The organism is Bradyrhizobium sp. USDA 4506, assembly GCF_054058795.1.
Map to the genome: position 1 here is coordinate 2804237 of NZ_JBSSBM010000002.1, position 21752 is coordinate 2825988.

Annotated in this window: 27 protein-coding genes, 1 tRNA gene and 1 pseudogene; 16 read left to right on the top strand and 13 right to left on the bottom strand. The window is 58.2% G+C overall.

Features of this window, described 5'->3' with window-relative positions; translation table 11 throughout:
- Positions 1-144 precede the first annotated feature (144 nt).
- From ACVIHF_RS15295 to ACVIHF_RS15315, 5 genes are all read left to right on the top strand, one after another.
- Entirely contained in the window at positions 145-1401 is a 1257-nt protein-coding gene (locus ACVIHF_RS15295; RefSeq protein WP_456792226.1) for a tyrosine-type recombinase/integrase, read from the top strand.
- Between the two features lie 239 nt (positions 1402-1640).
- Entirely contained in the window at positions 1641-1901 is a 261-nt protein-coding gene (locus ACVIHF_RS15300; protein ID WP_456792227.1) for a helix-turn-helix transcriptional regulator, read from the top strand.
- Positions 1898-2374 (top strand): hypothetical protein, encoded by a 477-nt coding sequence (locus ACVIHF_RS15305; protein WP_456792228.1) that lies wholly within the window; start codon positions 1898-1900, stop codon positions 2372-2374. The genes ACVIHF_RS15300 and ACVIHF_RS15305 overlap by 4 nt, the downstream gene beginning before the upstream one ends.
- Positions 2374-3186 (top strand): hypothetical protein, encoded by an 813-nt coding sequence (locus tag ACVIHF_RS15310; protein ID WP_456792229.1) that lies wholly within the window; start codon positions 2374-2376, stop codon positions 3184-3186. Before ACVIHF_RS15305 ends, ACVIHF_RS15310 begins: the two co-directional genes overlap by 1 nt.
- Entirely contained in the window at positions 3183-3722 is a 540-nt protein-coding gene (locus ACVIHF_RS15315) for a hypothetical protein (protein WP_456792230.1), read from the top strand. Before ACVIHF_RS15310 ends, ACVIHF_RS15315 begins: the two co-directional genes overlap by 4 nt.
- A 51-nt stretch (positions 3723-3773) precedes the next feature.
- Here the strand turns inward: ACVIHF_RS15315 and ACVIHF_RS15320 are convergent, their stop codons facing one another.
- On the bottom strand, positions 3774-4382 hold the full coding sequence (locus ACVIHF_RS15320) for a hypothetical protein (protein WP_456792231.1): 609 nt from the start codon (positions 4380-4382) through the stop codon (positions 3774-3776).
- A 23-nt stretch (positions 4383-4405) separates the two neighbouring features.
- On the opposite strand from ACVIHF_RS15320, the gene ACVIHF_RS15325 reads away from it, so the two are divergent.
- The 5 genes from ACVIHF_RS15325 to ACVIHF_RS15345 all read left to right on the top strand — a co-directional run bounded on the left by ACVIHF_RS15325 (position 4406) and on the right by ACVIHF_RS15345 (position 7899).
- A complete protein-coding gene (locus ACVIHF_RS15325; RefSeq protein WP_456792232.1) occupies positions 4406-4771 on the top strand; it encodes a hypothetical protein in 366 nt (121 codons plus the stop codon).
- 96 nt (positions 4772-4867) lie between these two features.
- Positions 4868-5473: a hypothetical protein gene (locus tag ACVIHF_RS15330; protein WP_456792233.1), complete on the top strand. Its 606-nt coding sequence runs from the start codon at positions 4868-4870 to the stop codon at positions 5471-5473.
- Positions 5460-6392, top strand: coding sequence for a S49 family peptidase (locus ACVIHF_RS15335; RefSeq protein ID WP_456792234.1), 933 nt, complete (start codon positions 5460-5462; stop codon positions 6390-6392). The genes ACVIHF_RS15330 and ACVIHF_RS15335 overlap by 14 nt, the downstream gene beginning before the upstream one ends.
- A 370-nt stretch (positions 6393-6762) precedes the next feature.
- On the top strand, positions 6763-7134 hold the full coding sequence (locus tag ACVIHF_RS15340) for a hypothetical protein (protein WP_456792235.1): 372 nt from the start codon (positions 6763-6765) through the stop codon (positions 7132-7134).
- A 513-nt stretch (positions 7135-7647) separates the two neighbouring features.
- Complete coding sequence (locus ACVIHF_RS15345; RefSeq protein ID WP_456792236.1) at positions 7648-7899, top strand: hypothetical protein; 252 nt, start codon at positions 7648-7650, stop codon at positions 7897-7899.
- Here ACVIHF_RS15345 and ACVIHF_RS15350 read toward each other — a convergent pair.
- Positions 7896-8027 carry a hypothetical protein gene (locus ACVIHF_RS15350; protein ID WP_456792237.1) on the bottom strand — a complete coding sequence of 44 codons (132 nt, stop codon included), beginning with the start codon at positions 8025-8027 and terminating at the stop codon, positions 7896-7898. The genes ACVIHF_RS15345 and ACVIHF_RS15350 overlap by 4 nt on opposite strands.
- Before the next feature lie 330 nt (positions 8028-8357).
- Here ACVIHF_RS15350 and ACVIHF_RS15355 point away from each other — a divergent pair, with 330 nt between their 5' ends.
- Positions 8358-10013, top strand: a complete 1656-nt coding sequence (locus ACVIHF_RS15355) for a recombinase family protein (RefSeq protein ID WP_456792238.1) — start codon at positions 8358-8360, stop codon at positions 10011-10013.
- Positions 10014-10434: 421 nt separating this feature from the next.
- Here ACVIHF_RS15355 and ACVIHF_RS15360 read toward each other — a convergent pair whose 3' ends face one another.
- Positions 10435-10698, bottom strand: a complete 264-nt coding sequence (locus ACVIHF_RS15360; RefSeq protein WP_456792239.1) for a hypothetical protein — start codon at positions 10696-10698, stop codon at positions 10435-10437.
- 476 nt (positions 10699-11174) lie between these two features.
- A pseudogene (locus ACVIHF_RS15365) lies at positions 11175-11587 on the bottom strand (hypothetical protein).
- Positions 11588-11656: 69 nt separating this feature from the next.
- Between ACVIHF_RS15365 and ACVIHF_RS15370 the strand changes: the two are divergent.
- The gene (locus tag ACVIHF_RS15370) at positions 11657-11989 is read left to right on the top strand and encodes a hypothetical protein (protein WP_456792240.1); all 333 of its coding nucleotides are present in this window, start codon (positions 11657-11659) and stop codon (positions 11987-11989) included.
- A 14-nt stretch (positions 11990-12003) separates the two neighbouring features.
- On the opposite strand, the gene ACVIHF_RS15375 is transcribed toward ACVIHF_RS15370, so the two are convergent.
- The 4 genes from ACVIHF_RS15375 to ACVIHF_RS15390 form a co-directional block, all read right to left on the bottom strand.
- Positions 12004-12567: a hypothetical protein gene (locus tag ACVIHF_RS15375; protein WP_456792241.1), complete on the bottom strand. Its 564-nt coding sequence runs from the start codon at positions 12565-12567 to the stop codon at positions 12004-12006.
- A 73-nt stretch (positions 12568-12640) separates the two neighbouring features.
- The gene (locus tag ACVIHF_RS15380; RefSeq protein WP_456792242.1) at positions 12641-13033 is read right to left on the bottom strand and encodes a DUF2513 domain-containing protein; all 393 of its coding nucleotides are present in this window, start codon (positions 13031-13033) and stop codon (positions 12641-12643) included.
- Positions 13034-13058: 25 nt separating this feature from the next.
- Complete coding sequence (locus ACVIHF_RS15385; RefSeq protein WP_456792243.1) at positions 13059-13685, bottom strand: hypothetical protein; 627 nt, start codon at positions 13683-13685, stop codon at positions 13059-13061.
- 242 nt (positions 13686-13927) lie between these two features.
- Positions 13928-14101 carry a hypothetical protein gene (locus tag ACVIHF_RS15390; RefSeq protein ID WP_456792244.1) on the bottom strand — a complete coding sequence of 58 codons (174 nt, stop codon included), beginning with the start codon at positions 14099-14101 and terminating at the stop codon, positions 13928-13930.
- A gap of 106 nt (positions 14102-14207) precedes the next feature.
- Here ACVIHF_RS15390 and ACVIHF_RS15395 point away from each other — a divergent pair, with 106 nt between their 5' ends.
- Both ACVIHF_RS15395 and ACVIHF_RS15400 read left to right on the top strand, forming a co-directional pair.
- The gene (locus ACVIHF_RS15395) at positions 14208-14705 is read left to right on the top strand and encodes a hypothetical protein (protein WP_456792245.1); all 498 of its coding nucleotides are present in this window, start codon (positions 14208-14210) and stop codon (positions 14703-14705) included.
- Between the two features lie 112 nt (positions 14706-14817).
- On the top strand, positions 14818-16215 hold the full coding sequence (locus ACVIHF_RS15400; RefSeq protein ID WP_456792246.1) for a HEPN domain-containing protein: 1398 nt from the start codon (positions 14818-14820) through the stop codon (positions 16213-16215).
- A gap of 112 nt (positions 16216-16327) precedes the next feature.
- On the opposite strand, the gene ACVIHF_RS15405 is transcribed toward ACVIHF_RS15400, so the two are convergent.
- The 3 genes from ACVIHF_RS15405 to ACVIHF_RS15415 form a co-directional block, all read right to left on the bottom strand.
- On the bottom strand, positions 16328-16882 hold the full coding sequence (locus ACVIHF_RS15405; RefSeq protein ID WP_456792247.1) for a hypothetical protein: 555 nt from the start codon (positions 16880-16882) through the stop codon (positions 16328-16330).
- A 241-nt stretch (positions 16883-17123) separates the two neighbouring features.
- Positions 17124-17213: transfer RNA gene (locus ACVIHF_RS15410), tRNA-Ser, on the bottom strand.
- Between the two features lie 479 nt (positions 17214-17692).
- Entirely contained in the window at positions 17693-18169 is a 477-nt protein-coding gene (locus ACVIHF_RS15415) for a hypothetical protein (protein WP_456792248.1), read from the bottom strand.
- A 942-nt stretch (positions 18170-19111) separates the two neighbouring features.
- Between ACVIHF_RS15415 and ACVIHF_RS15420 the strand changes: the two genes are divergently transcribed.
- Positions 19112-19357 (top strand): hypothetical protein, encoded by a 246-nt coding sequence (locus ACVIHF_RS15420; protein ID WP_141342008.1) that lies wholly within the window; start codon positions 19112-19114, stop codon positions 19355-19357.
- Positions 19358-19401: 44 nt separating this feature from the next.
- Here ACVIHF_RS15420 and ACVIHF_RS15425 read toward each other — a convergent pair whose 3' ends face one another.
- On the bottom strand, positions 19402-19530 hold the full coding sequence (locus tag ACVIHF_RS15425) for a hypothetical protein (protein WP_310879235.1): 129 nt from the start codon (positions 19528-19530) through the stop codon (positions 19402-19404).
- Positions 19531-20517: 987 nt separating this feature from the next.
- On the opposite strand from ACVIHF_RS15425, the gene ACVIHF_RS15430 reads away from it, so the two are divergent.
- The gene (locus tag ACVIHF_RS15430; protein WP_253610014.1) at positions 20518-20997 is read left to right on the top strand and encodes an arsenate-mycothiol transferase ArsC; all 480 of its coding nucleotides are present in this window, start codon (positions 20518-20520) and stop codon (positions 20995-20997) included.
- Here the strand turns inward: ACVIHF_RS15430 and ACVIHF_RS15435 are convergent.
- The gene (locus tag ACVIHF_RS15435; protein ID WP_456792249.1) at positions 20951-21385 is read right to left on the bottom strand and encodes an NUDIX domain-containing protein; all 435 of its coding nucleotides are present in this window, start codon (positions 21383-21385) and stop codon (positions 20951-20953) included. The genes ACVIHF_RS15430 and ACVIHF_RS15435 overlap by 47 nt on opposite strands.
- Between the last annotated feature and the right edge of the window lie 367 nt (positions 21386-21752).

Sequence of the window (21752 nt, forward strand, 5' to 3'; positions counted from 1 at the left end):
AAGCTACGATTTCATTCTCAATCTTGTTGTTTCAAGTCCCTACAAAATAAGGGTTTTCTCCGCGCGGCCCTTGTCTGCAAGACTCAAATCGGGCCAGATTCTTTCACGAAATTTCATCGTGCTGATAGGGCTGGTGCTAGGGCTATGGCGAAGGCAATCAACCGACTTCCGGCAAACGTTCTGACCAAGAAACTCCCGCCAGGACGCCATGCGGATGGTGGCAATCTTTACCTCAGCGTTTCGAAGGCTGGCGCCAAGCGCTGGGTCTTCCTGTACCGCGGCGCCAACAGCCGACCGATCGAAATGGGGCTGGGAGCCGCGCGCGACGTTCCGTTGGCTAAGGCGCGGGAGAAGGCTGCCGCCGCCCGCGCGTTGCTCGCTGACGGCCGGGATCCGCTGGACGCCCGGCGGGCCGAGGACGAGGTCCCGACGTTCGGGGAGGCCGCCGAGGCGCTGATTGAGGGCATGCGGCCGTCGTGGAAGAACGAAAAGCACGCCGCACAGTGGTACATGACCCTCCTGGGTAGGGACGCGGAGGGCAATCCCTCGGAGTTCGACTATTGCAAGGCGATCCGGGAAAGGCGGGTCGACGCTGTCGATACTGAGCACGTTCTGCAGATCCTGCGTCCAGTCTGGCAGGCGAAGCCGGAGACGGCCTCTCGCATACGGGGGAGGATCGAGCGGGTGCTTGATGCCGCGCGCGCCCAGGGCCACCGCAAGGGCGAGAATCCAGCTCGCTGGCGCGGGCACCTAGACCTCATTCTGCCAGGCCGCACCAAGCTCAGCCGAGGCCATCACCCCGCGATGCCGTATGCAGACGTGCCAGCTTTCGTCTCGAGCCTCCGGAAACGGCTCACGATGTCAAACCTTGCGACAGAGTTCGCGATCCTGACGGCTGCGCGCTCGAGCGAGGTTAGAGAGATGGTTTGGACCGAGCTCGACCGCGTCGACGCTGTTTGGACTGTGCCGCCGGAACGAATGAAGGAAGAGCGAGAGCATCGGGTTCCGCTGTGCGCCCGCGCGCTCGAGATACTCGACCTGGCAGCTCGCATCGCAGGTAAGCGGCAGAGCGAGTTTGTTTTCGGCGGCACGAAGCCGGGCCGTCCGCTGAGCGACATGAGCCTGACGATGGCGCTGCGCCGCGCCGGACACGCCGAATTCACCGTCCACGGCTTTCGATCCTCCTTTCGCGATTGGGCAGGCGACGAGACGGACTTCCCTCGCGAGGTGGCAGAGGCGGCCTTAGCCCATCTCGTCGGCGACGATTCCGAGCGAGCATATCGCCGCGGTGACGCGCTGAGAAAGCGCCGCGCACTGATGGATGCATGGTCAGAACATCTGGAAAAAAATTCCAGATCAGTGGTCGAGTTCGATCCCAGTTCGCAGTCGCAGGCCGCATAGCGAAGAGGTTTGCACGTTCGTGCAATCAATTTCAGTTGACGGCAGATTCGTTCTCACCCAAATTCGTTAGAACGCATCTGATTTGCGTTCACCCATGGAGGGGCAGTTCTTGAATTTCTTTTCGGCGATGAACGATCGTTGCCGAGGCTTCCATCAAACGGAAGCCGACACTCGCGCGATTGTGCGCAACTCAAAAGGCACTGAACTGAATTCCGCTGCAGCGGAATCGTGCATTTGGGTTGGGCGCGCTGCAGAGCGACACCCTCAACAAATCGAAGGTGCTCGCTATGTCGGAATCCGACATCATGCTATCAAAGGAAGTCGAAAAGGAAGTTCGCCTGTCAGCGCCAACCATTTGGCGCATGCAAAAGGCGGGACTATTTCCGCGCTACTTTAAGCTCAGCCCAAAGAAGAACGCCGCGCATCGCGCTGAGATCGCCGAGTGGAAGCGCGATCCGCAGGAATGGGCGAAACGCAAGTCGGCGGGGGCTGTAGCATGAGCCAGCCTCTCGCAGGATCCAGATGCAGAATTGTTTCGATCGCCCAGCAGATCGAATGGCTAAATCGCGAGCGCGTGCGTCTCGAGAGCATCGAGAGCGACGAAGCCAGCTTTCTCGGGCTAGATAAGGCGGCGGGCACTCTCTTCGACGTTAGGGAGGAACTCAAGCTCGTCACTTCACACATGCAGGCCGAGTCTCTCGTCGGGGCGCTCCACCAAATAACCATTGCGTACAACTACGTCGACGAACTTCGCAGTTTCAAATTCTCAGAAGAGATGCAGGACGATCTGGCTGATCGCCTGGAGAGGCTGCTCTATTCTGCGGTTGCGGAGATCAAACGACATGTGGCTCCCGATCAAGCCCGATTGGCGCAAGATAGCATTCGGGAGGCGCCGGCATCGCTCGTGCTGCAAGCGCGGGTCGAGTCAAGTCCGCCCGGAGAGGTCAAATCTCGCGCAAAGCGAAGGCAGTGATGCCGCGCATCCGCACAATCAAGCCGGAGTTTCCACAATCAGAGTCGATGGGACGTGTCAGCCGCGAGGCTCGACTGCTCTTCCTGCAATCGTTCACCATCGTCGACGATGAGGGCAGAACTCGCGGATCCTCGCGAATGCTCGCGAGCCTTCTCTTCCCGTACGACGACGACGCGCCCGCGCTGATTGACGGATGGTTGGAGGAACTCCAGCGAGAGTGCTGCATCCGGCGATACGAGGTGTCCGGCGCGATCTACCTAGAGATCACTAACTGGTTGAAACATCAGAAGATCGACAAGCCCAGCAAGTCGCGACTGCCAAGTTTCGAGGAAGGTTCGCGAGTAGTCGCGAAACCTCGCGAGGAGTCGGCGACGGACCTAGGACCAGTATCTAGGACCAAGGACCATGGACCTAGGACCGGGACCAGGGATCTGCTGTCGGCCGCTTCGCAGCCGACCGAGCGAGAAACCAAGCAGCCACGGAGGAGACGTTCAGAAGCGACAGAGATCGAATCCGACTTCAAGGCGTTCATGGCTCAGTATCCAAATCCGGTCGACGAAGATGCAGCCCGGAAGGCCTACAGGAAGGCACGGAGGATAGCGTCAGCAGCTGAACTGCTGAACGGCGCCATGCGCTATGCCCAGGAAAAGCAAGGCACGGATCCGCAATACATCAAGTCGCCGAAGAACTGGCTCGAGGCCGGCGCTTGGAAAAACCCGCCGCGGCCGCCGAGCGCAACCGTATCGAACACCATCAACCACCACGACGTGCAAGCGGCTCAGCTTGCCGGATTCCGACTGAAAGCACGATGATGAATGTAGCAGCTCTGAACACCACCGCGAACCAGCTGAGCGTATCGGAACAGGTCGAGCGGCGCTCGGCGCGCCTGCTCCAGATTTGGGAGAGGGATGTCCTCAGACGCGATGAGGACCTCCACGAGGCCGGCAAGTTGCTGGCAGAGGTCGATGAGGTCTTGCCTGGCTTGGAGGCGTATGCATCCCGGTTGGCTAGCATCAGTAGGCCGGCCAGCGATGATGAGGTCACAAACCATCTCATCGCGATACGACTGAACTTTCACAACAGCAAGGCTTCGGGCGAGGGGTATGGGCGCATCATGACCGAGCGCGTCTTGGCCAAGCAGCCCTCGTTCGCTGCGCTCGAATGGGCGACGCGCTACATCATCGATCATTCCAAATTCATGCCTGTCACCGCCGAAGTGCTCGAACAGATCGATGCCGCTTCGCTGAGGCTCCAGCGTGTCGTTGACATCGTGCGGACGCTTCCGGCCCGTCGCCAGCGGCTTGCTCGCCAATTGAACCTAGAAGCCCCCGGGGCAGGTTCCCAGTGAAAGGTAGGGCGCGGACCGCTCAGGTCCGCATGCGCAGAATTTTTTTTGGGGTCAGCCCGAATTCTTGGCCAGGTCGCACAAAATGACCGAAAAAATCGAAATCGTCGCCACGACTGTGAAAACCGAGGCCGAGCCGATTTCGAGGCCTTCGGCGCGTAAGAATGCGAAGCCGAAAAACACTCCGCACCGAGATTTTTCCCCGTTCTCGGGAATATGGAGGCTTAGGTGATCGTCGTCGTTCAATGCCTGACGTGCCGGTCGGATTTCGAATATGAGCACGTCGGCCGCGGTCGACGCCGGCGGTTTTGCTCTGACCCATGTCGCGCGGCCCGGGCGCTCGCGCAAAATCAGCAGCACCGGCGTGAAGGCCGCTACCCAGCGAAGCCGCGCGTTGCGTCGATCCCGAAGGTCTGCGCCGTGTGCAGCAGGCCGTTCATGGCTACCGAACGGAGGCGGCAGACCTGCGGCGTCGTCTGCGGGGCTGTCCTGGCAAAGCGAAATGGCGACCTCGGCCGGCGCCGGAACGCCGAAGAGCGGCGTCGGCGGACCTGCGAGGCCTGCGGCCTCGTGTTCGTCATGCGCAGTCCGTCCGGTCGGGCACGGCGCGGCGAGGTCAGGGAAGGGCGGTTCTGCTCCAGGCGCTGCGCCAGGACGATGCAACGACCGGCTTGCGAGGCCGTAGGATGAGCGACGATATCGCCGAGGTGGTCGAGCGCATTCGAGCCGGCGCAGTGCCGATTGCTGATCTCGAACGACTTGGCGCGGCTCTGTCCAGCCGTATGCCTCCACGGGATCGGGATGAGCGAGACTTCCTGCTACGGCAGTTTCTGCGGCGGCTCGGAGCGAAATCGGCCAGCGGCCGCGCGCAGATCAAGTGGTTGACAGCAGAGGTCTCAAAATTTCGAACAGGACCCGATTGGCGCGCCGCTCGTCATAAACTGCTCAGCCCGTTCACCGACGAGCGCCGCTTGCTTCTTTGGCGGATCCTCAAGTTTGGCGATCTTCCGGCGCGGTCGACGCTGGCCGAAATTCTGAATCGCCGTCAATGACTTGGCTGTCCAATGATCTGGACACCGAATCGCTGATCCTAATTGGGTCGAGTAGGGGCGCTGTCGCGATCCTGATCTCGATCGAGAAGGATCAAAATGCCGGCGGCACAGAAATTGACACCAACTGCAACTCCGAACATCTCCGAACTCGAAGCCGCTCGCGAGGCCTATCGGCAGTTGGCAACGCGTAAAAAGGAGATCGCGCGCAAGCACGCCCTACAGCAGCAGGCAGCGGATGTGGGCCAGATGACCGAGCCGCTGCCAGCGCGCGCTATCATCGACGTATCCCCGGCTGAAATCGACGCTGCAAGGCGAAATCCTCTTAGGACCGCTCGAAGGTTGGAAGATCTGCGCGACGACATGATGCAGTTGCAGCCGGAGCTCGAGGCCGCAAAGGTTCGGTTCGAAGTGCTTGCCGCGCAGGAGGCTATCAAGCTCCGCGACGAACTGCGGCCGGCGCATGAACGGGCCGTCATCGACATTGCGAGAGCGCTCGAATTGCTGAGCGCGGCGCTGGAAGCAGAGGCCGCGGTCCATGACGAATTTCAGCGGCGGGCGCCGATGGGCGGAATGTTTTCGCCGTTGCCGAATCTGAGTTCCGACCTGAAGGCGTTCGCCTGGCTGCCAAGCTGGGATTCAGTTGGCAGCGTGTGGGGCCGCGAAGCTCGCCGTCATGGATATCTCCGCGATGAGCAAGCTTGATTCAATCCGAAGTGCTTTGTGCGGTCTCGACGGCGAACTGCTCGCGCTAGACCAGCGCCGAGCGCCAACAATCACGACATTAATTGCCGATTTGGTTCGTGGCAGCGACGTGAGCGATGCCAGGCTGTCCGCAGCATTTGGACAGCATGCTGGGGTGGCTTCCCGATCGATATCGGTTGTGCCGGCGGCCGGCCGAGGCGGTATGGGCCTTGCGATAATCTCCGTATCCGGCTTAGCCACATATGACTCTGAGTTCCAACCATACGTGTTTTCGATGCGGGCGTTGGCCCAGACGATCCACGAGTTTGCTGCCGATCGCACGATTGGCTCTATGATCTTGGTCTTTGACACGCCTGGTGGCCAGGTCACCGGCACACCTGAGGCTGCGGACGCGATCTACAAATCGAGATCGATGAAGCCGATAGCGGGCATCGTTGATCCCCTGGCGGCAAGCGCTGGGTTTTGGTTAGCTACGCAGTGCAGCGAACTGATCGGAGTGCCATCTTCGGAAGTCGGCAGCATCGGGGTTTACGTCTTGCACGTCGAGAGCTCGAGACTTCTTGATAATGTCGGCGTGACGCCAACGTTCATCTCAGCCGGTGAAAACAAGACTGAAGCGAATCCGTTTGAACCTCTCTCGGACAAAGCCAGGAGCTATCTTCAGCAACGCGTCGATAAGACCTACGGCGAGTTCTTGAGTGCGGTCGCGCGAGGTCGCAACGCAAGCGTCGAAATTGTCAAATCGCAATGGGGCGGGGGCCGGGTACTCGCCGCGCGGGACGCCCTTCGGCTTCGGATGATCGACCGGATCGAAGCAAACCCCGATCAGGCATGGACGAGCGTCGTACGCCAATCGGCGTCGCGTGCAGCCAAGGCGGATGCCCGGCGAAGGAAGCTAAAACTGGCGGAGCTGCAATAATGGGTTGGATTATGGACAATCAGAATCGGGGTTGGCAGCAAATCTTCCCGAATCGAAAAGAAGGCCGGCGTAAGCTCTGCGCGCTCGAAGCGGCAGAGGATGCACGGATCATCGAGGATTGTAAGCGAACAATGGCCGACCCATTTCAGGCGGCGTTGCTTGCTCCTCCTGCGATGGCGGACCGAGCCTCTCCTACGGCAGCCGCGGCAGGCATCCGTCATCGCCTTATCGGTGTGCTTGGCCAGGGCACGCCGCGGAATCAGGCACAGGCTGCGTCACGGACAAGACAGATCGGCGCCCTCCGGAAGGAGCTCGCCTGGCAGGAAGCTTTGGCGCGGCAATCGCGAGCACGATAATCAGGAGGGCGCTCATGATTGGCGTGGTCGCTTACGTGAACACTTCTCGCCATTTTGCCTTGATTACGCCGTCTGGGCGATCGCGAGCCAGCGACATCTATTGCGCCGAAGTCTGGTGGTATGTCGGCGGAGTGGATCTACCCTTTGTCGGGCAAATCGTGGAATTCGATCTGACGCCTCATCCCGATGGACAAATCGAGGCCGTCCGAATTCGGCTGTCTGAGCTGCGGCCGGCTAGTGCGGGTATAAACGACCAGACGGTCGATGCACGGGCTGGCGCTGCGCCGGCGGCCGTTGGAGACGCGGCCGCCGGCATCGCAGTGCAAATTGCCGACTTCCCAGAAGGCCAAGCAGCGAGCCCTAACGCTGACGGTTTGGCCCTCTAAACATATTCCGGAATCCTCGGGGCAGCCGAGGAGTTCCGTCATCCGGCTTCGTCCTGTTGCACTTGGGGCAGGGAGCACCCGCGCCGCCGCACCGGCATGCATGGTTGCCGGTCCAGGGTTGGTCCGGGTGGTTCTCGCAAACCCATCCGGTATCGTCGCAGAGGATGCAGGCGGGCTCAGTCATCGCATCATCTCGAACAGTTCGAGCACATCGGCAAGCCGTAGCTTTGTGCCCTTCGGCATGTGCTCTAGGAGCAGGTGGCGCGCGTTGGCCGCGATCTCGTCACGCTTGAGCGGAGCGTATTCTGCGTGGAAAGCCCGCATATTCGCAGCAAACTGCCGAGCTACCTCGGGCGGGATTTCGAGCGGCTTTCGGGTGATGGGCATGGCCTGAAGATAAGCATGCGGTCCGCCGTTTGCGAATCTCTTGACCCATCTGCGGTGGACGGGGCGGACCAGGCACGCTAGGCAGTGGGATTGCCGATAGCGCCTTAGGCGGCTGTAATCGCGCCCATGAAAGACTACCCAACCAAGATCACATTCGGCGAAATGCGGGAAACCGGCGCGACGCGCATCATCGTCTTCTGCAAGGACTACAGGTGCTCGCACAATGTCCAGATGGATGCGTCGCCGTGGCCTGACGAGGTGCGTATTTCCGACGTCGAGCCGCGGTTCGTCTGCACGGTTTGCGGCAAGCGCGGCTCGAACATTCGGTCGGCTGATGAACCTCCGCGGATGGGGACCGGCCAGAGAATGAGGCGCTAGCCGCCCATCGAGCGCATAGCGTTTTCGGTCATTTGCTGCCGGTAGGACGCGCGCGCTTTGAGGCGTGCATTGGCAAGCATCGTTATGCTGACGAGTGCGAGAAAAGCCACGGTGCCGATGGTTGCCATCGTCGTCTTGCTCCGGTGAAAGCCTTCAGGAATCCTGAATCAACCGAGAGTCGAGCGCAAGAGGGAAGTTTATCGGCGCGCGCGACAGCCCCAAAAGGGGATAGATTTTTAAGCAAATCAGTGGCCGGACGAGGGGCGCGTTACCGTCTGCGATCGCGCCTGCTGAACATGCTTTGAAACCCTCGTGGCAGCCGCGGAAATTCATCATCCGTTTGGTGCTGCAAAGGCAAGCATATCGCTTGTGTGGCGCGAGCTGCGGTCCTAGTTTTTGTGGTCGCTCAATGCCTTGAATGAGATGATGCAGATAATCGTCATTTCGGGAGGAGCGCGATGGCCAACTCGCTCATTGTGCGCAAGGACCATCTACCTCAAGCACAGAAGATACATCGGGCGGCACAATACGTCCGAATGTCCACTGACCTCCAGAAATACTCGACTGAAAACCAGGCGGCTGTTATCGCAGCTTACGCCGCCATTCATGGGCTTACGATCGTTCGCACTTACCGCGACGATGGCGAAAGCGGTCTTAAAATCGAGAAGAGAGCCGGCTTGACTGCACTGATCCGTGACGTCCAGTCTGGCGAAGCTGACTTCGGTCACCTGCTGATCCTGGATGTTAGTCGCTGGGGACGGTTTCAAGACGTCGACGAGAGCGCGCACTATGAATTCCTCTGTCGGAAGGCAGGCATCAAGGTAGCTTATTGCGCCGAGCAATTCGACAATGATGGCAGCCTTCTGTCGAGCATCGTCAAAAATATCAAGCGGGTGATGGCGGCGGAGTACAGCCGGGAGCTTTCAGGCAAGGTCCATGCGGGAGCTTTGCGGTTGGCGGGGCTAGGCTTCAAGATGGGCGGCTCAGCCCCCTATGGATTGCAGCGACTGGTCGTAGACGAACACTCAACTCCAAAGGGATTACTTGGCCGGGGCGAGCGCAAATTTCTGGCGTCAGATCGTGTACGACTTTGCCGGGGAAGGCCGGATCAGACGAAAGTCGTGAGATGGATCTACGAGCAGTATCTGAGTGGAAAATCGCCAAGTGGTATCGCGCGCGAACTCAATCGGCGAGGCATTGTAAACAGCCGAGGCGATCCGTGGTGCAGGAATGCGATACGTGATCTTCTTCGAAACGAAGCATATATCGGTACTTTCATTTACAATCGCACGACGGAAAAGCTGGAGACAAAGAGAGCGCGTAACCCACAGTCCCTCTGGATCAGGAAGGAAGGCATCATCGAGCCTACCGTCGAGCGAAACGTGTTCCTGCGCGTGCAGAAGGTTATGGCGGCACGGCGGCTCATCAAAATCCCAGAGGAGGAAATGCTGCTAAGGCTTAGAAAGCTGCTGATGAAGAAAGGCAAGCTGAGTTCAGGGATTATCGACGAGTGCCCTGGCATGCCCTCAGTCTCCTCGTTTTTGGCTCACTTCGGCACGCTTAAAAACGTTTATCGACTTATTGGCTACACGGGCAATCAACACTATTGGGACAAACTCGCCGCGCACAAGCAATGGGTCGAATTCCATCTTCAAAATGCAGTTCGTCTTCGGGTTGCCCTCGAACAGGCAGGGTCGTTTGCTAGCCTTGATCGCTCGGCCAAGTGTTTGAGGTTGGATAAGGCTGAGAACGTCAGCTTTCGGGTCGCCAGATGGTGCAAATATGGGGGCCGAGTGGTGCGCTGGATGATGCGTAATCGCGTGCGCCGGCTAGAGGGGTGGGTTATTATTTTGAGACTGGGCGAAAACAACCAATCGCCCCTCGATTATCTTCTGCTGCCGTCGGCATCGCTGTTGTTTAATGGCCCTTGGTTTCGGGTCTCCGAAGAATCTCGGGCGGCCGCCCACAACATAGAGCGCTTCGATACTTTTGAAGAGTTATCTCGATCGCTCGTTAAGAGGCTCTGCAAAACAACGCGTGCCACTCAATACAAGTCGAACAAGGCGGTGGTCGATATGTCTAAGCCAAAAAGGAGGTGTCCGCGAGCCACCTAGGCCAGCACTCGCAGCGGCTGTGGGCAATCGTCCCGCTGCATGCCCGGCTCAGTCATCGCATCAGCTCAAACAGCTCTTTGACTTCGCTCATCCGCAGCTTGGTGCCGGCCGGCATGCGCTCCAAAAGCATGTGCCTGGTGTTGGCCGCGATCTCGCCGCGCCGAACATCATCCCGCTCTTTGTGAATAGGCGCGCATGTCAGCGGCGAACTGCCGAGCGACCTTCGGCGGTATTTCGAGCGGCTTTCGGGTGATGGCCATGCCTGGAAGACAGGTATTAGAAGCCGGTTTTGCGAGTTCCGCATAGACCAATGGCGCATTGTACTGCGCAGGCCAATTTGCGGAAGCTCTCTGCACGCAGCGGCGACGCTATAACGTTGCGGAACTACAGCACCAGCGCCGGGTATGGGGCGCTGGTGTTTTTATGCGAACGGGTCTTTGCCAGCCTGCAGCATCCTCACGAACGTCCCGCTCTCGTGGTACTCGAGCCAGCCCTGATCCTTGGCGTACTCCAAGCCGGCCCAGTATTCCGCAGGCGTCGCCTTGTCCTGGTAGAGCATCGGATAGTTGATCTTCTCGATGTAGATCCGGCCGTCCTGCACGGGCTCGAATGCCCGGACGTGCTCCATGATCCGGCGTGCGGCCTTCTCAGGGTCGGAGTAGGGGCGATCACCCACGTATTTCATTTCTTATCTTGGGTTGCTTGGCCGGCAGGGAAACGATTCTCCATTCGTTATAGTCGTAGAGCCCAGCCCAGTGGTGAACAAGCATTCCGCATTGCCGGCAATCGAAGGTCCCAGAAGTATTCGTATGCGTTGCGCTGCGTTCCTGCGTCGCCGAATAGACGATGCCGCAGCCGGGACAGGTAAAATGGACAGTGACGATTGGCGCCATAATGGCTGCACAACAATCAAGCCTGCTCAATGTTCCTCGGACGCCTAAAGGCCGATCAAAAAGCGAATGGCGAGGTATGCGCCAATACCGACAGTTGCGGTCGCTCCGAATGAAAATACGACGCGCCAAAGGTTGCCATTTCTTGGTTCGAAAGCTGGTTCGTTCGCCACCGTGTCCCCGTCGAAGCAGATCGCACGGGCAGGGTAGGCCGCTGAAGCTATCAGCCGCATCAACATGGGTGACGGGCGACTCAGGTGTTTTCGGCCAGTTAGCGCTCCCCCGGCCACCAAGTCGACGGCGGGTTCATGGTGGAGATCTTGTTCGTCCGCAATGCCACAAGGTGGCTGCGCTTGAACGGGTAGCCGGAGGCCCGCGAGCACTGCTTGCAGCGCATATACCGCTCTAGCTCGTGGATGGGCGTCCACTTCGGTCGCCTCACGATATCGAGCGCGACCGTCTGATGCGTTTCGCACCCAGGCACTTCACTTCGAGGTAGCGAAAGCCTGCATTGAGCGCATCGCCGAGCGCGGGCGATGGCTGGGCTGGCCCTTGAAAAGCGAGCATGCGAGCATTCCATGCTTGGCAGGCCGCGCCATCCGCCTGCAGACGGGTCTCCCTGGCGCGCTCGGCTAGATGCCTGACGGTCGCGCCGAACATGTACTCCCCAGATTTCGAGCCCATAATTGACATCATGCGCGGGAGTCAAAGCGCAGCGCAAACCCTCAACATCTTGCGGCACGGAACGCGGCTGTGCCACTGCTTACTGTACCTAACAACAGACGCCACGGCGAGCGCCGGACGCGGACGGACCTCGCCGGCTTCTTGCCGCTGCCGTGCGATCGGCGCCTGCTGGGACTCATCCAGGAGCGGTTAGAAGGTAAGCATCCCGATGCAATCGATCCTGAAGTCGACGGCCTGGCCGTGCTCGAGCTCCAGCGTGCAAACCCCCATCAAGAGGACGGCGACTTCTGCTACGTCGGCGGATTCGCCCAACTCACGACGGTGACGCGCGAGGCCGTCACGTCGCGGATCATCCACCGGTGGCCTGACAAGGTCGGGGAGAAGCGTTTAAATCGAACGTAAAGGCGCTTCTTCATTCACCGCATGAGAACTAGATCAGTCCGAGGAAGAACGCCCTGCTTATAAAAAAGGGCGCGAAGAGCCATGCGGCTTTGGGTCGGTCCAAGCGACGGTATCTTTTCCAAGATTGCTAGAAATGCATCGCGTCCTGGGAGATCAGATTTAAGTAGGTCGGGAAACTTCGCGATGAACCAAGACGAGAAGCATTTCATCGTTGGAGTGAGCGAAGAAAAGACCTCGTTGTATCCCGCGATGAGGATACCCATGAGTTGGTTTGCCGTGTGCAACTCCTCGGGTTCAACGTCTATAGCGCCGTCGATATCGCGGTCGGCGTGTTTGAAAAAGTTATATTTCTCGCGGATCATCTGAAGCCAAACGCTATGATGCTCGTCCTTTATTAGGATCCGGTAGTCATACGGCCAGTAAACATTCTTTTTGACATACCAAGTCCGAAATATTTCCTCCGCAGCCATTATGACGACGTGAGCCGAAACATACGCGTCGTCGAGCGCTACCAGGTGAAAAGCCGCATCCAAATGTGCTGCGAAGATTGCCGGCTTCGTCAGAGCGATCGTCGTCACTGCGCTGCGTCCCCGTCGTCGAACAACCCCAGCGCGTCGATCGCAGCAATCTGCCACGACATGTCATCCATGATTACAAGATCACTCCAGTTCTCTCTTCGATCTGTTTCTTGATGAAGCCCTTTGCGAGGTCCTTGACGAGATCAAATGTCCAACTGCCTACCGCTAAGGCTCCATGACGCGTCTTCTTCCAAATCTGCTCATCGCGAACGGAATCCGCAAAGTCGTGGCCTTCCCAGGTCAACCTCCGGAAGCAAATTCCGCCATCCATAGTACCGCCCTCTGACGGCTCAATCAGGCCACGCTCTCGAAGAAGAGACAAATGATAGTCAACCTGATCTGAGGTTGCTCCATCGATCGCCAACTCTGGGGTTGCCCCCCGAATTATGAGTATCCGGTGCGGGTTCGAATTCAAGGTCTCCAATTTGAGCAATAGCGAGCGGACGATATCCATATCGCGTGTCATGTTTTCCTCGGTCGGAAGGCGCAAACTACGAGTTGTTTGGGTTAGTGCCTACGAAGAGGTAGATTAGATCTCCCCATTCTTGGGTCGTTGGCTTATCGAGTTCGACTTTGTATGGCGTAGCAGTCTCGATTGCTTGCTTGACCAGCGCCGCTTTATTGGCGCCAGCTCCGGCGATTATTCCAAGGTGCGCACCGCCACCGTCCGAAAGCGTAGCTCCATCCCACCCGGCGATCTGAAATGCACGAAAGAATGACTCGGCAAGGCTCTTTCCGAGCTGGTTGACGTACATAATTTGCACGCGGTGCTTCTGCAACTGCGCTAGCCGTTGGCCGAGATCCTGAACCTGAGCCTCGGTTAAGGGCTTCCATTGATACCCGACGGTTAAGGCTATAATTCTGTTGAGGCCGGCCAGTTCGCCTTCGAGACGATCGACTTTTGTCTTCGCCTCTTCCGGACTCGATACGGCAAGCTTGCTCTTGAAGTCGTCACGTTGTTTCTCCGCGAACTCAGCCTGTTCTCTCGCTGTAGTGATCCGAGCGGAGAAGAAGGCTGAAGACACAGTCCAGACAATGCCGGCGACAAGTACCGCGCATCCTAGGAATGGAAGCGGATTCGCAGCAATCAGCGACCAATTCTTCTCGAGAAAATCCATCATAGAAACTGCCTATGCGCCAACACTGGAGTCCACCCAGACGATCCCCTCGAGCAAGGCTCGGTCAATTACACGGGAGAAGCTAGGTTCCTTTGCTATGGCCTCTTGCTGGTCAAACTTTCTGTCTTCCAACCATCGCACCCCTTGCCGCGGCGCCGGCAGCTTCTCGACGGCTGAAACGTAGACGACCAAATTTGACTTGCGGCCGTGGCCGATATCTTCCCAGAATTTGCGTACAGAGCTCACAACGGATGATCTTCCTTCAGCGCCGCGACTACCTCGTCAAACGACATTGGCACTTGGCGGCCGGATATACCTCCGCTCGCATATTTAACGTGAGCCATCCACTTGCCGTGGTTCAACTTAAAGATGATCTCGTCACCGTTGCTCAGGGGAGTCTTTTGCTTCTCAGTCATTGCAGCTTTCCGATTCGCGTGATCCGGTTAAGATGCCGGGCCACGCGTCACAGGCGAGTAAGTTTTTGACGCTATCCCCGATTCCCACAGGCGTTAGGATCCGCACATGGGCCGTACGACACCTGATGACTATTACTCTGCTTTCGTCTGGCCCAATTACGAGGATTATCGGCAAGAGCCTCAGGATATTCGACGTGGCTTCAACGCTTGCGTGTCTGCGTCGCAACTAGCGGACATCATGATCGCCTACTATGAAACCGTGGATCCGGCGCGCATTGCGACATGGACAAAGGCAAATAGCCGACAACCCCTACGAGCTCTGCGGATTGATCTCTGCAAGAAGGAGCCATACTTCAGCACGATTCAGAGTGCAGCGACAGCATACAAGCACCTGCATGCCAGGGGCGCGCATTACGACCTCAGCAGCGCCGGCTCCTTGGAGAGCGTTGAGATAGCGCCGATCGGCTCGATCGATGCGACATATTTCGAGCCGGATGTGATCGTTCGCCGGCGCGATGGGTCGGAAGTTTCATTGAAGGCTGCGCTCGAGGCGGTGGTGGAGCACCTTTGGCCGGCGGTGCTCCGCGATAGTGCCGGGCCGTGAGCATCGGGTCAAATACTGCCGACATTCGTTACCGGGTGGACCCCGGCGATGTGCCGCCCAATACGGCCGGTCGCCGGCTGCATCTCACGCTCAAGAGAAACAGGGACGCGCAATGAGCCTGAAACGGACGCCAACATTGCAGGAGCGCGGATTCTTTTGGTGGAACGAGGAGCCTCTTGAAAGTCGTCATTTCGTGCCGCCGTCCGCTGTCGGAGGCCAACTTACGATCGAGGGTGATCATATTCTACTAGAGCTGGATGGACTGCTGCCGAAGCAGGAGCTCTTCGACATAATTCTCATGCCCGTGGGGGAGAAATTCGACAAGCCGATTCAGGGAATTTTGTCGCCCAGCAGAAGGCATGTTTTGCTAGTCGAGATGATCAATAATGGCGGTCATTTCCTTGCCTTTGATTGTTTGTTGGCAAACGCGCCGTTTCCGGTCAACGCGCTCCCAAAAATCAGTTCTATGACAATCGACCTTGAAGTCCTCCATGGATGGATCCAATCACGCTCGTTCGAGACGCGGCGCACCAGGAACACTGTGACTGCCAAGTATCGAAGCCCGAAAAAAGCGACGTACGAATTTGAAGGCGAAAAGCTCGAGATTGAGTTCAATGCCTTGACCAAACGCGGTGATCAATCCGTCACGTTGAGCGAACATGCGAGGCTTACTCATTCGTTCCGTGACGCGGCGCAGCTTGATCAACAATATGAGTTGTTCGGCCTCCTGAACGATTTCTTTGTTTTGCTCACCGGCAGCAATTTCAACCTTCCGCGGCCGACATTAAAGTTGCAGGACGGACCGGCTTGTGAGTGGCACTTGTTCCGAGGCGAGACCGAACGCGATCAGCCGATCGGCTGGACCGATTGCTGGACGACGTTTCCAACAGTACGGACTCAACTCGGCGACCTCTGGCGACGATGGGTCCAGCTTCATAAACGCAGCGGTGCGGGTGTCTACCTGTATCTGAGCACGTTGCGTCGCAAAGACCTGTATCCCGAACACTCTTTCGCCAACCTGGTCTGGGGGTTGGAAGCGTTCCACCGGAAGAAGACACCGCCAGCAGAGCCGGCAACCCCGCTTGTTAAGAAAATTGGGCGGATACTGAATCAGATTAGCCTGGAAAGGGACAGAAGTTGGCTTGAGGGCAAGCTAAAAAATGCTCACGAACCGGCCTTGGCCGAACGCATAGCTTTTCTCATCAAGTCCCTTCCGATCGGGCTCGATCCGACGGCGGTAAATAAGTTTGCGAAAGTATGTGCAGATCTGCGCAACGAGATATCGCACTATGGTGGCAATAAGGACGCTCTCTACCTCGATTTCGTACGCAAACTAGAACGTTTCGGCGGCGTTCTATCAACGCTGTATCATTGCCTGATTTTGCACGAAATTGGGGTCGATCCGAAACACCTCGACCGGTGGATCAATGAAGGGCGCCGATCGCACGCGATCCGACATGCGTTCATCGATGTGGGGCTGATGACAGAAACGAAGCCCAGAGCAAAATGATGGCCAACGAGAGCGGGGCTTCGTCCATTTGGATCGTCACAGTTGTGTAGCAAGTTGCAGTAACCCGCGAGCCAATCGCGGCACTTAGTTGCTCACCTTGGCGCCAGTCGCCTCAGTCGTTCGGATCGCTCATCCTGCCGCAGCAGAGGCAGATCACGCCGTTCCAAGGGCCCTTCGATCCGCAGCTTGGGCATATCCAGCTGGGATCGCCCGACTTAGACGTGATCCCCGAGCGACCATTTGGTGAGGCAACAATCACTAGATGGTCTCGCTCTTCGATTACTTCCCAGCCAGGAGCGATGCGCAGGCTCACAGCGGGCGGCAAGCTAAGGGTCTTTCGAACCAGAGTCGGCAGACCAGCGAACAGCGCTTCAATGTCTTCCCGCGTAATATCGCCTTTGGTGAGCGCTGCCTCGATCCGCACCAAGATCTTGGCCTTTGCTTCGTCGCGTTCAATTGGTTCGGCGATTATGCGCGCCATCCGGGCATTCATCCTCACGCTGCTGAGCATCAGAATAAGTGCTGGGGAGGAATCGAAGACTCTGTTTGATTTTCGCCGATTGCATGCTGCGCACGACGGGAGGCAGTTATCGAGACTGACGAAGTCGAAATCGGCGGGCAGACTGTAAAATTCGCGAATGCGCTGCCGATCTTCGGCGGTCTTCACGGCATCCAACGGCACAAAGTGGTCGACTTGCACTTCGGGGTACAAAGCAGGGTGCGAGCACCACGCACACCTACCGCCCCAAGCCTTCCAAAGTCCGAACCGTTGGGGTCCCGAGAGCGCTCTACGCATGCTCATTTTCGATATCGCCAAAGTCGGCGAGCCTTTGCAGGGGCTATCGCTAGGGCTAACGGGAATGCGATCGGTGAAATTTTCACATTATCAATTGCTTAGGAGAGTTTTCTGGCGGAAGGGGTGGGATTCGAACCCACGGTACCCTTGCGGGCACGCCGGTTTTCAAGACCGGTGCCTTAAACCACTCGGCCACCCTTCCAATCCAACAATTTCAATCGCTTAGCAGCTTGTTTGAATAGAACAAACTGCGAAATTGGCACCCGATTGGCACCCGATTGGCACCTAACGCGCAAACGCCGCATTGATCGCCGCCGCGTTGCCGTCGTCGTTCCTAAACAAGTGGGCGTAGACGCGCAAGGTGATGTCCGGCTTCGCGTGGCCGAGCCGCTCAAGATGGTGAGGATGTCCACGCCGGCGTCGATCAGCTGAGATGCGTGGGTGTGCCGGAGATTGTGGAACCCTATCTCGGGCTGGAAGTCGCTCCACGCCTTGCCGTAGCGCTTTGGTACGGTATCCTCGGCTGGTTTTGCGAATCGAATTGGCGAAGCAGCCGGGGTTGGGCTTTTTCTGGCCGCCAAGTATTCAATCACACAACGGCAGATGGTTCTGCGGCGGTGCCGGACATATTGTCCAATGCGGCTTGCGGTAACGAAGTCGCGGATTTCGCATTTTCCCCTCCTATACTAGTATTGTTGTTCCATCGGTGAGATGAACGAGGTTCGTGGCGGAGAACGACGTATTCGTGCTCAGTGTGTCTAAGACGTATGCGTCAACGGATCGAAAGTCGGTGTATGCCGAAGCTAAACTATTCACGATGGAGGGATCGTCGTCCGTAGGTGGAAACCCTTTAATCATCGCCACGTTCGTTACGTTCTCGTAGGTGAAATCACTTGGAGCATTTATGAAGGCGATGACATCACGATCAGCTTCGAAGTTGTCGATTGCGTCAACGCTATTGCCTTGGTACTGGCTCAAATCAAGAACGAAGACGTCAGTTACGCCGGTGGTACCAGTATAGAGTTGGAATTGGATACTTGCGTCGTCATGAACGATGTGCACGGCCGGAGAAATGTTTGACGGCAGTTGCTGCTGACCTATCGTCGACATGTGATCGGTAGCAGCTTGAGGAAGCGTAATTAGAGGCCTGTTGGGCATAACGTTAATCCTCCAATGGGTGCGCACAGCAAGAGACGCCGAGCAGGTGTGAAGGCACACGCAAAAAACATTGCCCGTCGATTTCAAAGAGGATTCTCAAAGACAGGGCGCGGTCGAGGAGCCCCGGCGGCATAGACGCCGGAGCAGTCTCGCTCCCATGGGCGCCCCGCGGTGCACCTATGCAAAGTGTATGGGGAAAAGGTGGCAATCGGAGATGCGGCGGGTTGTCATAACTCTAAATAGCTAGGCGACGTCAGGGAAATTGCGACCTCCATCCCTGACTGAGTGTCATCGCGTGACCAATTCTGTCATGCCAATCCGGAACGATGTTCGCAACGCCGGCCGCGCCGCAAGCTGTGCAGACCAGGCGCGCCAGCCAACGCGCGACCACGGCTCTGCGCGGGGGGGAGCCCCAAGCGGCCCTAGGAGCATCCGGAACGATGAGGGCGCCAAGGTCAGACTAGCTAAATGCGATAACGAGCAGGCCCGAGCACAACAGCACAAGGCAGGTCGCGATTAACGCGAGGAATCCATCGGACACGAAGTCATGGTTACGCATGATACACCTCCCTGTCGCGGAAGGAGGCTGGTCCGAATTTATTAAAGATTTTGGAATCGGGCTTTTGGTGAGGGGCGGCTAGCTACTGTCTTTGCTGCCCAGCAGCTTCACGATACCCCTGTGGATCATCGAAATAGTTCCAAGAAAAGACGCCCTCAGTCTCACAAATACACTCCCCGGCGGCGTTTCCTTCCTAAACTGGGACGCTGAAATCCCCAGCACCGAGCAAACTGCAGGGGGCTATGCGGCTATGCCACGGGCCAATGACCTGAAGCCGAACGCTCCGGCATCAAGTGTGCGTGATGTGTGAGGCCGTTCACACTCGATCATCGCGAGTCGGCCTAACGCACGGATGGGTGGCAACTCGGTGTCGGAGAATCATGATGCCGTTTTTTAGCAGCCAAAGCTTGCCGTCAGCAGCCGCCGCTTCAGTGCTCAGTATTCTCATCGTGGGAGCGTTCGCCTTTTCGGCTATTGGTTATGTGGAGTGGTCATCGGGCGTTAATCTGACCCATTTCATTGGCCGGACTGCCCCGGATGCCTCGACGCCGGTTCTACCGGTCAAGGGGCGAACAGGTTGCGAGCAGGGCAATAAGCCGCTGCCGACGCTTTCTCTACCGCTCGAATGACGGCGACCTAAACCGACAGCGCCCAATCTACCAAGTAGGGGGCCTCATCGCCTGCTGGCGACGTGCATCGGCGAATTTGTGCCTGGCTCGGGCGCCCCCATAGTTGCCCATACGGCAATGCCGATGGCCAGCGCGAACAGCACGGTCTTTGCAGCAATCTTGTCGCCAGACATCTCGAGACGCCTCTCACGCGTCAGCGCGGTAAATCTCAAAAATTACGCCGCCGGGCCCGAAATGGTTTGTCCCGGCGGCGCCCTGTCATTCCCAGCGCTAGGGCCCTGAAATTCCCAGCATCATTTCCTTAGCAGGCACGCGGAGTGACGGCTGTTGCCTAACTCACACAAGGTCGAAAAGAGGAGCCGACGCTCAGGGCCGGCGCGCCAGCTCCTCCGAAACGTGACCGTGCTGCGTCCCCAACGGTCCCGTCCCTCAGAGGAGCCTGCGCCGATGGGGTTGCTGATTTGCTAACGGCCCCACATTTCCGGATGCGCCCCTCTGGGGTACCCCATGAGACCTCGGCAAGCACGAGCGACGTCGAGTACTATTCAGACTGCCGCGGATGTACCGGCGCTCTGCTGAATCGAGGCGGCCTGCTCATTGGCGCCCGTGCCCCCAGCAGACGAAACGACGGCCTCAGCGATCCCCAAGCTGGGGCCGTTTTCGTTGCCGCCCGCCGCAAAATTGGCACCCGCTCCGCCAACTCTACTTCAGATACACATTGGCGGAGCGCTGGGCGGCGATGTTTCGTCTCGGCCCCCCGTTACTAGGTATGAAAGGGAACACCTACTCGGAGATTGGCAACACCTACTGGATGTCGATTTCTGAGCGCCGATTGGCACCGCAATTGGCACCCAACTCAATAAAACGGGTAGGGACGAGCAGGCATCAGCCGGCGCGACCGCCTCGAGAAACGCCAACAAAACAAGATGCTCGGGGATGGGGCGGGACTGGAAGGACAGCGAAAACTGTATTTCAAGACCGGTGCCTTAAACTACTCGGCCACCCTTCCGGATCAAGGATCAGGCCCTTAGCGTAGGGCGGCGCCGAACGCAACGCGAACTTGGCAGCGAAACCCGGGCGGGCCCGTCATTCGCCGGTCCGTGAACTCAAAGGGCCCACGCTTGCAACGCCGTTGACCGCGAGGGCCCACCTTGGCCATCATGACGCCCATGAAGCGGGTCCTCTTTCTCTGCACCGGCAACTACTATCGCAGTCGATACGCCGAGGAACTGTTCAATCATCTTGCAAGAGCCGAACAACTGGCGTGGCGCGCATCCTCCAGAGGCGCGGCCGAGCGGGGATCGCCCGACAATGTCGGGCCGATGTCAGTCTTCACCGACGATCGTCTCCGCGCGAGCGGCATCGTGCCGGAAGGCGCAACGCGCTTTCCGCAGCCCTGTTCATTGGCCGACTTCGACGATGCCGACCTGGTGATCGCGCTCAAGGAGACCGAGCACCGTCCGCTGATCGAGCGCCGGTTCCCCGAGGTCGCCGACAGTGTGACTTACTGGCACGTGGACGATATCGACTTTGCTCATCCGTCAGTCGCGTTGGCCATGATCGACGATCACATCCGCGCACTGGTTTCGGCGCTCAGGTCATCGGTTCGCGCTTCAGAAAGATCTCCAGCGCAAACGTAGCCGGTCGCGCGAGCATGTCGCTGATGCGTTCGAGATCGTCGATGGCGACGATCTCGAGGCGGCCTTCGGTCACCGTCAATTGGCCGATGGGCACATCGCGCGCGAGGAACACCTCGCCGCGAAGCGTGCCGTTTGGCGTTGCATGATCGGGACCGGAATAGCGGCCGATCAACTCGAAACGCTCGGGCGGCAGGTAGTAGCCGATCTCCTCGTGGATCTCGCGAACGACGCATTCGAGGAAGGTCTCGGCGCCCTCCCGCCGTCCGCCAAACAGGCTGATCTTTCCGCGATCGGTAACATGCGGGAGGTCGTCGCGCAGTTGCATCAGCAGCCGGCCATCTGTGCTGACGAGAAGGGCGGACGTTCCCTCCCTGACACTGCCGGTCATCCGTACATCCTCTTCGGGAAACGGCGAGGATGCGTCACGAGTGGGGCGGGGAGAAGACAGCGCGTCTGCCGCAACCCGTTTGGCGGGGAATGAGTAGGGGTAACCGATGCCCGTCGCACGGGCGCCGGTAGAATCTCAAAAACGTTCAGCCGAAAGCGAACGCCAGCAGGCTCGAGCACAGCAGCACGAGGCTTGCTGCGGTCAGGGTCAGAAACCCGTCGGAGACCAAATCGTGATTACGCATGATACACCTGCCTTCAATCGATGCTCATCCGAATTGATTAAAGCTTTCCGAACATTCACTCCTGGAAAGAGGTGACGCGTCTTTCCGCCTTCAACGGACTGTCAGGCCCGGTACCGATAGCCT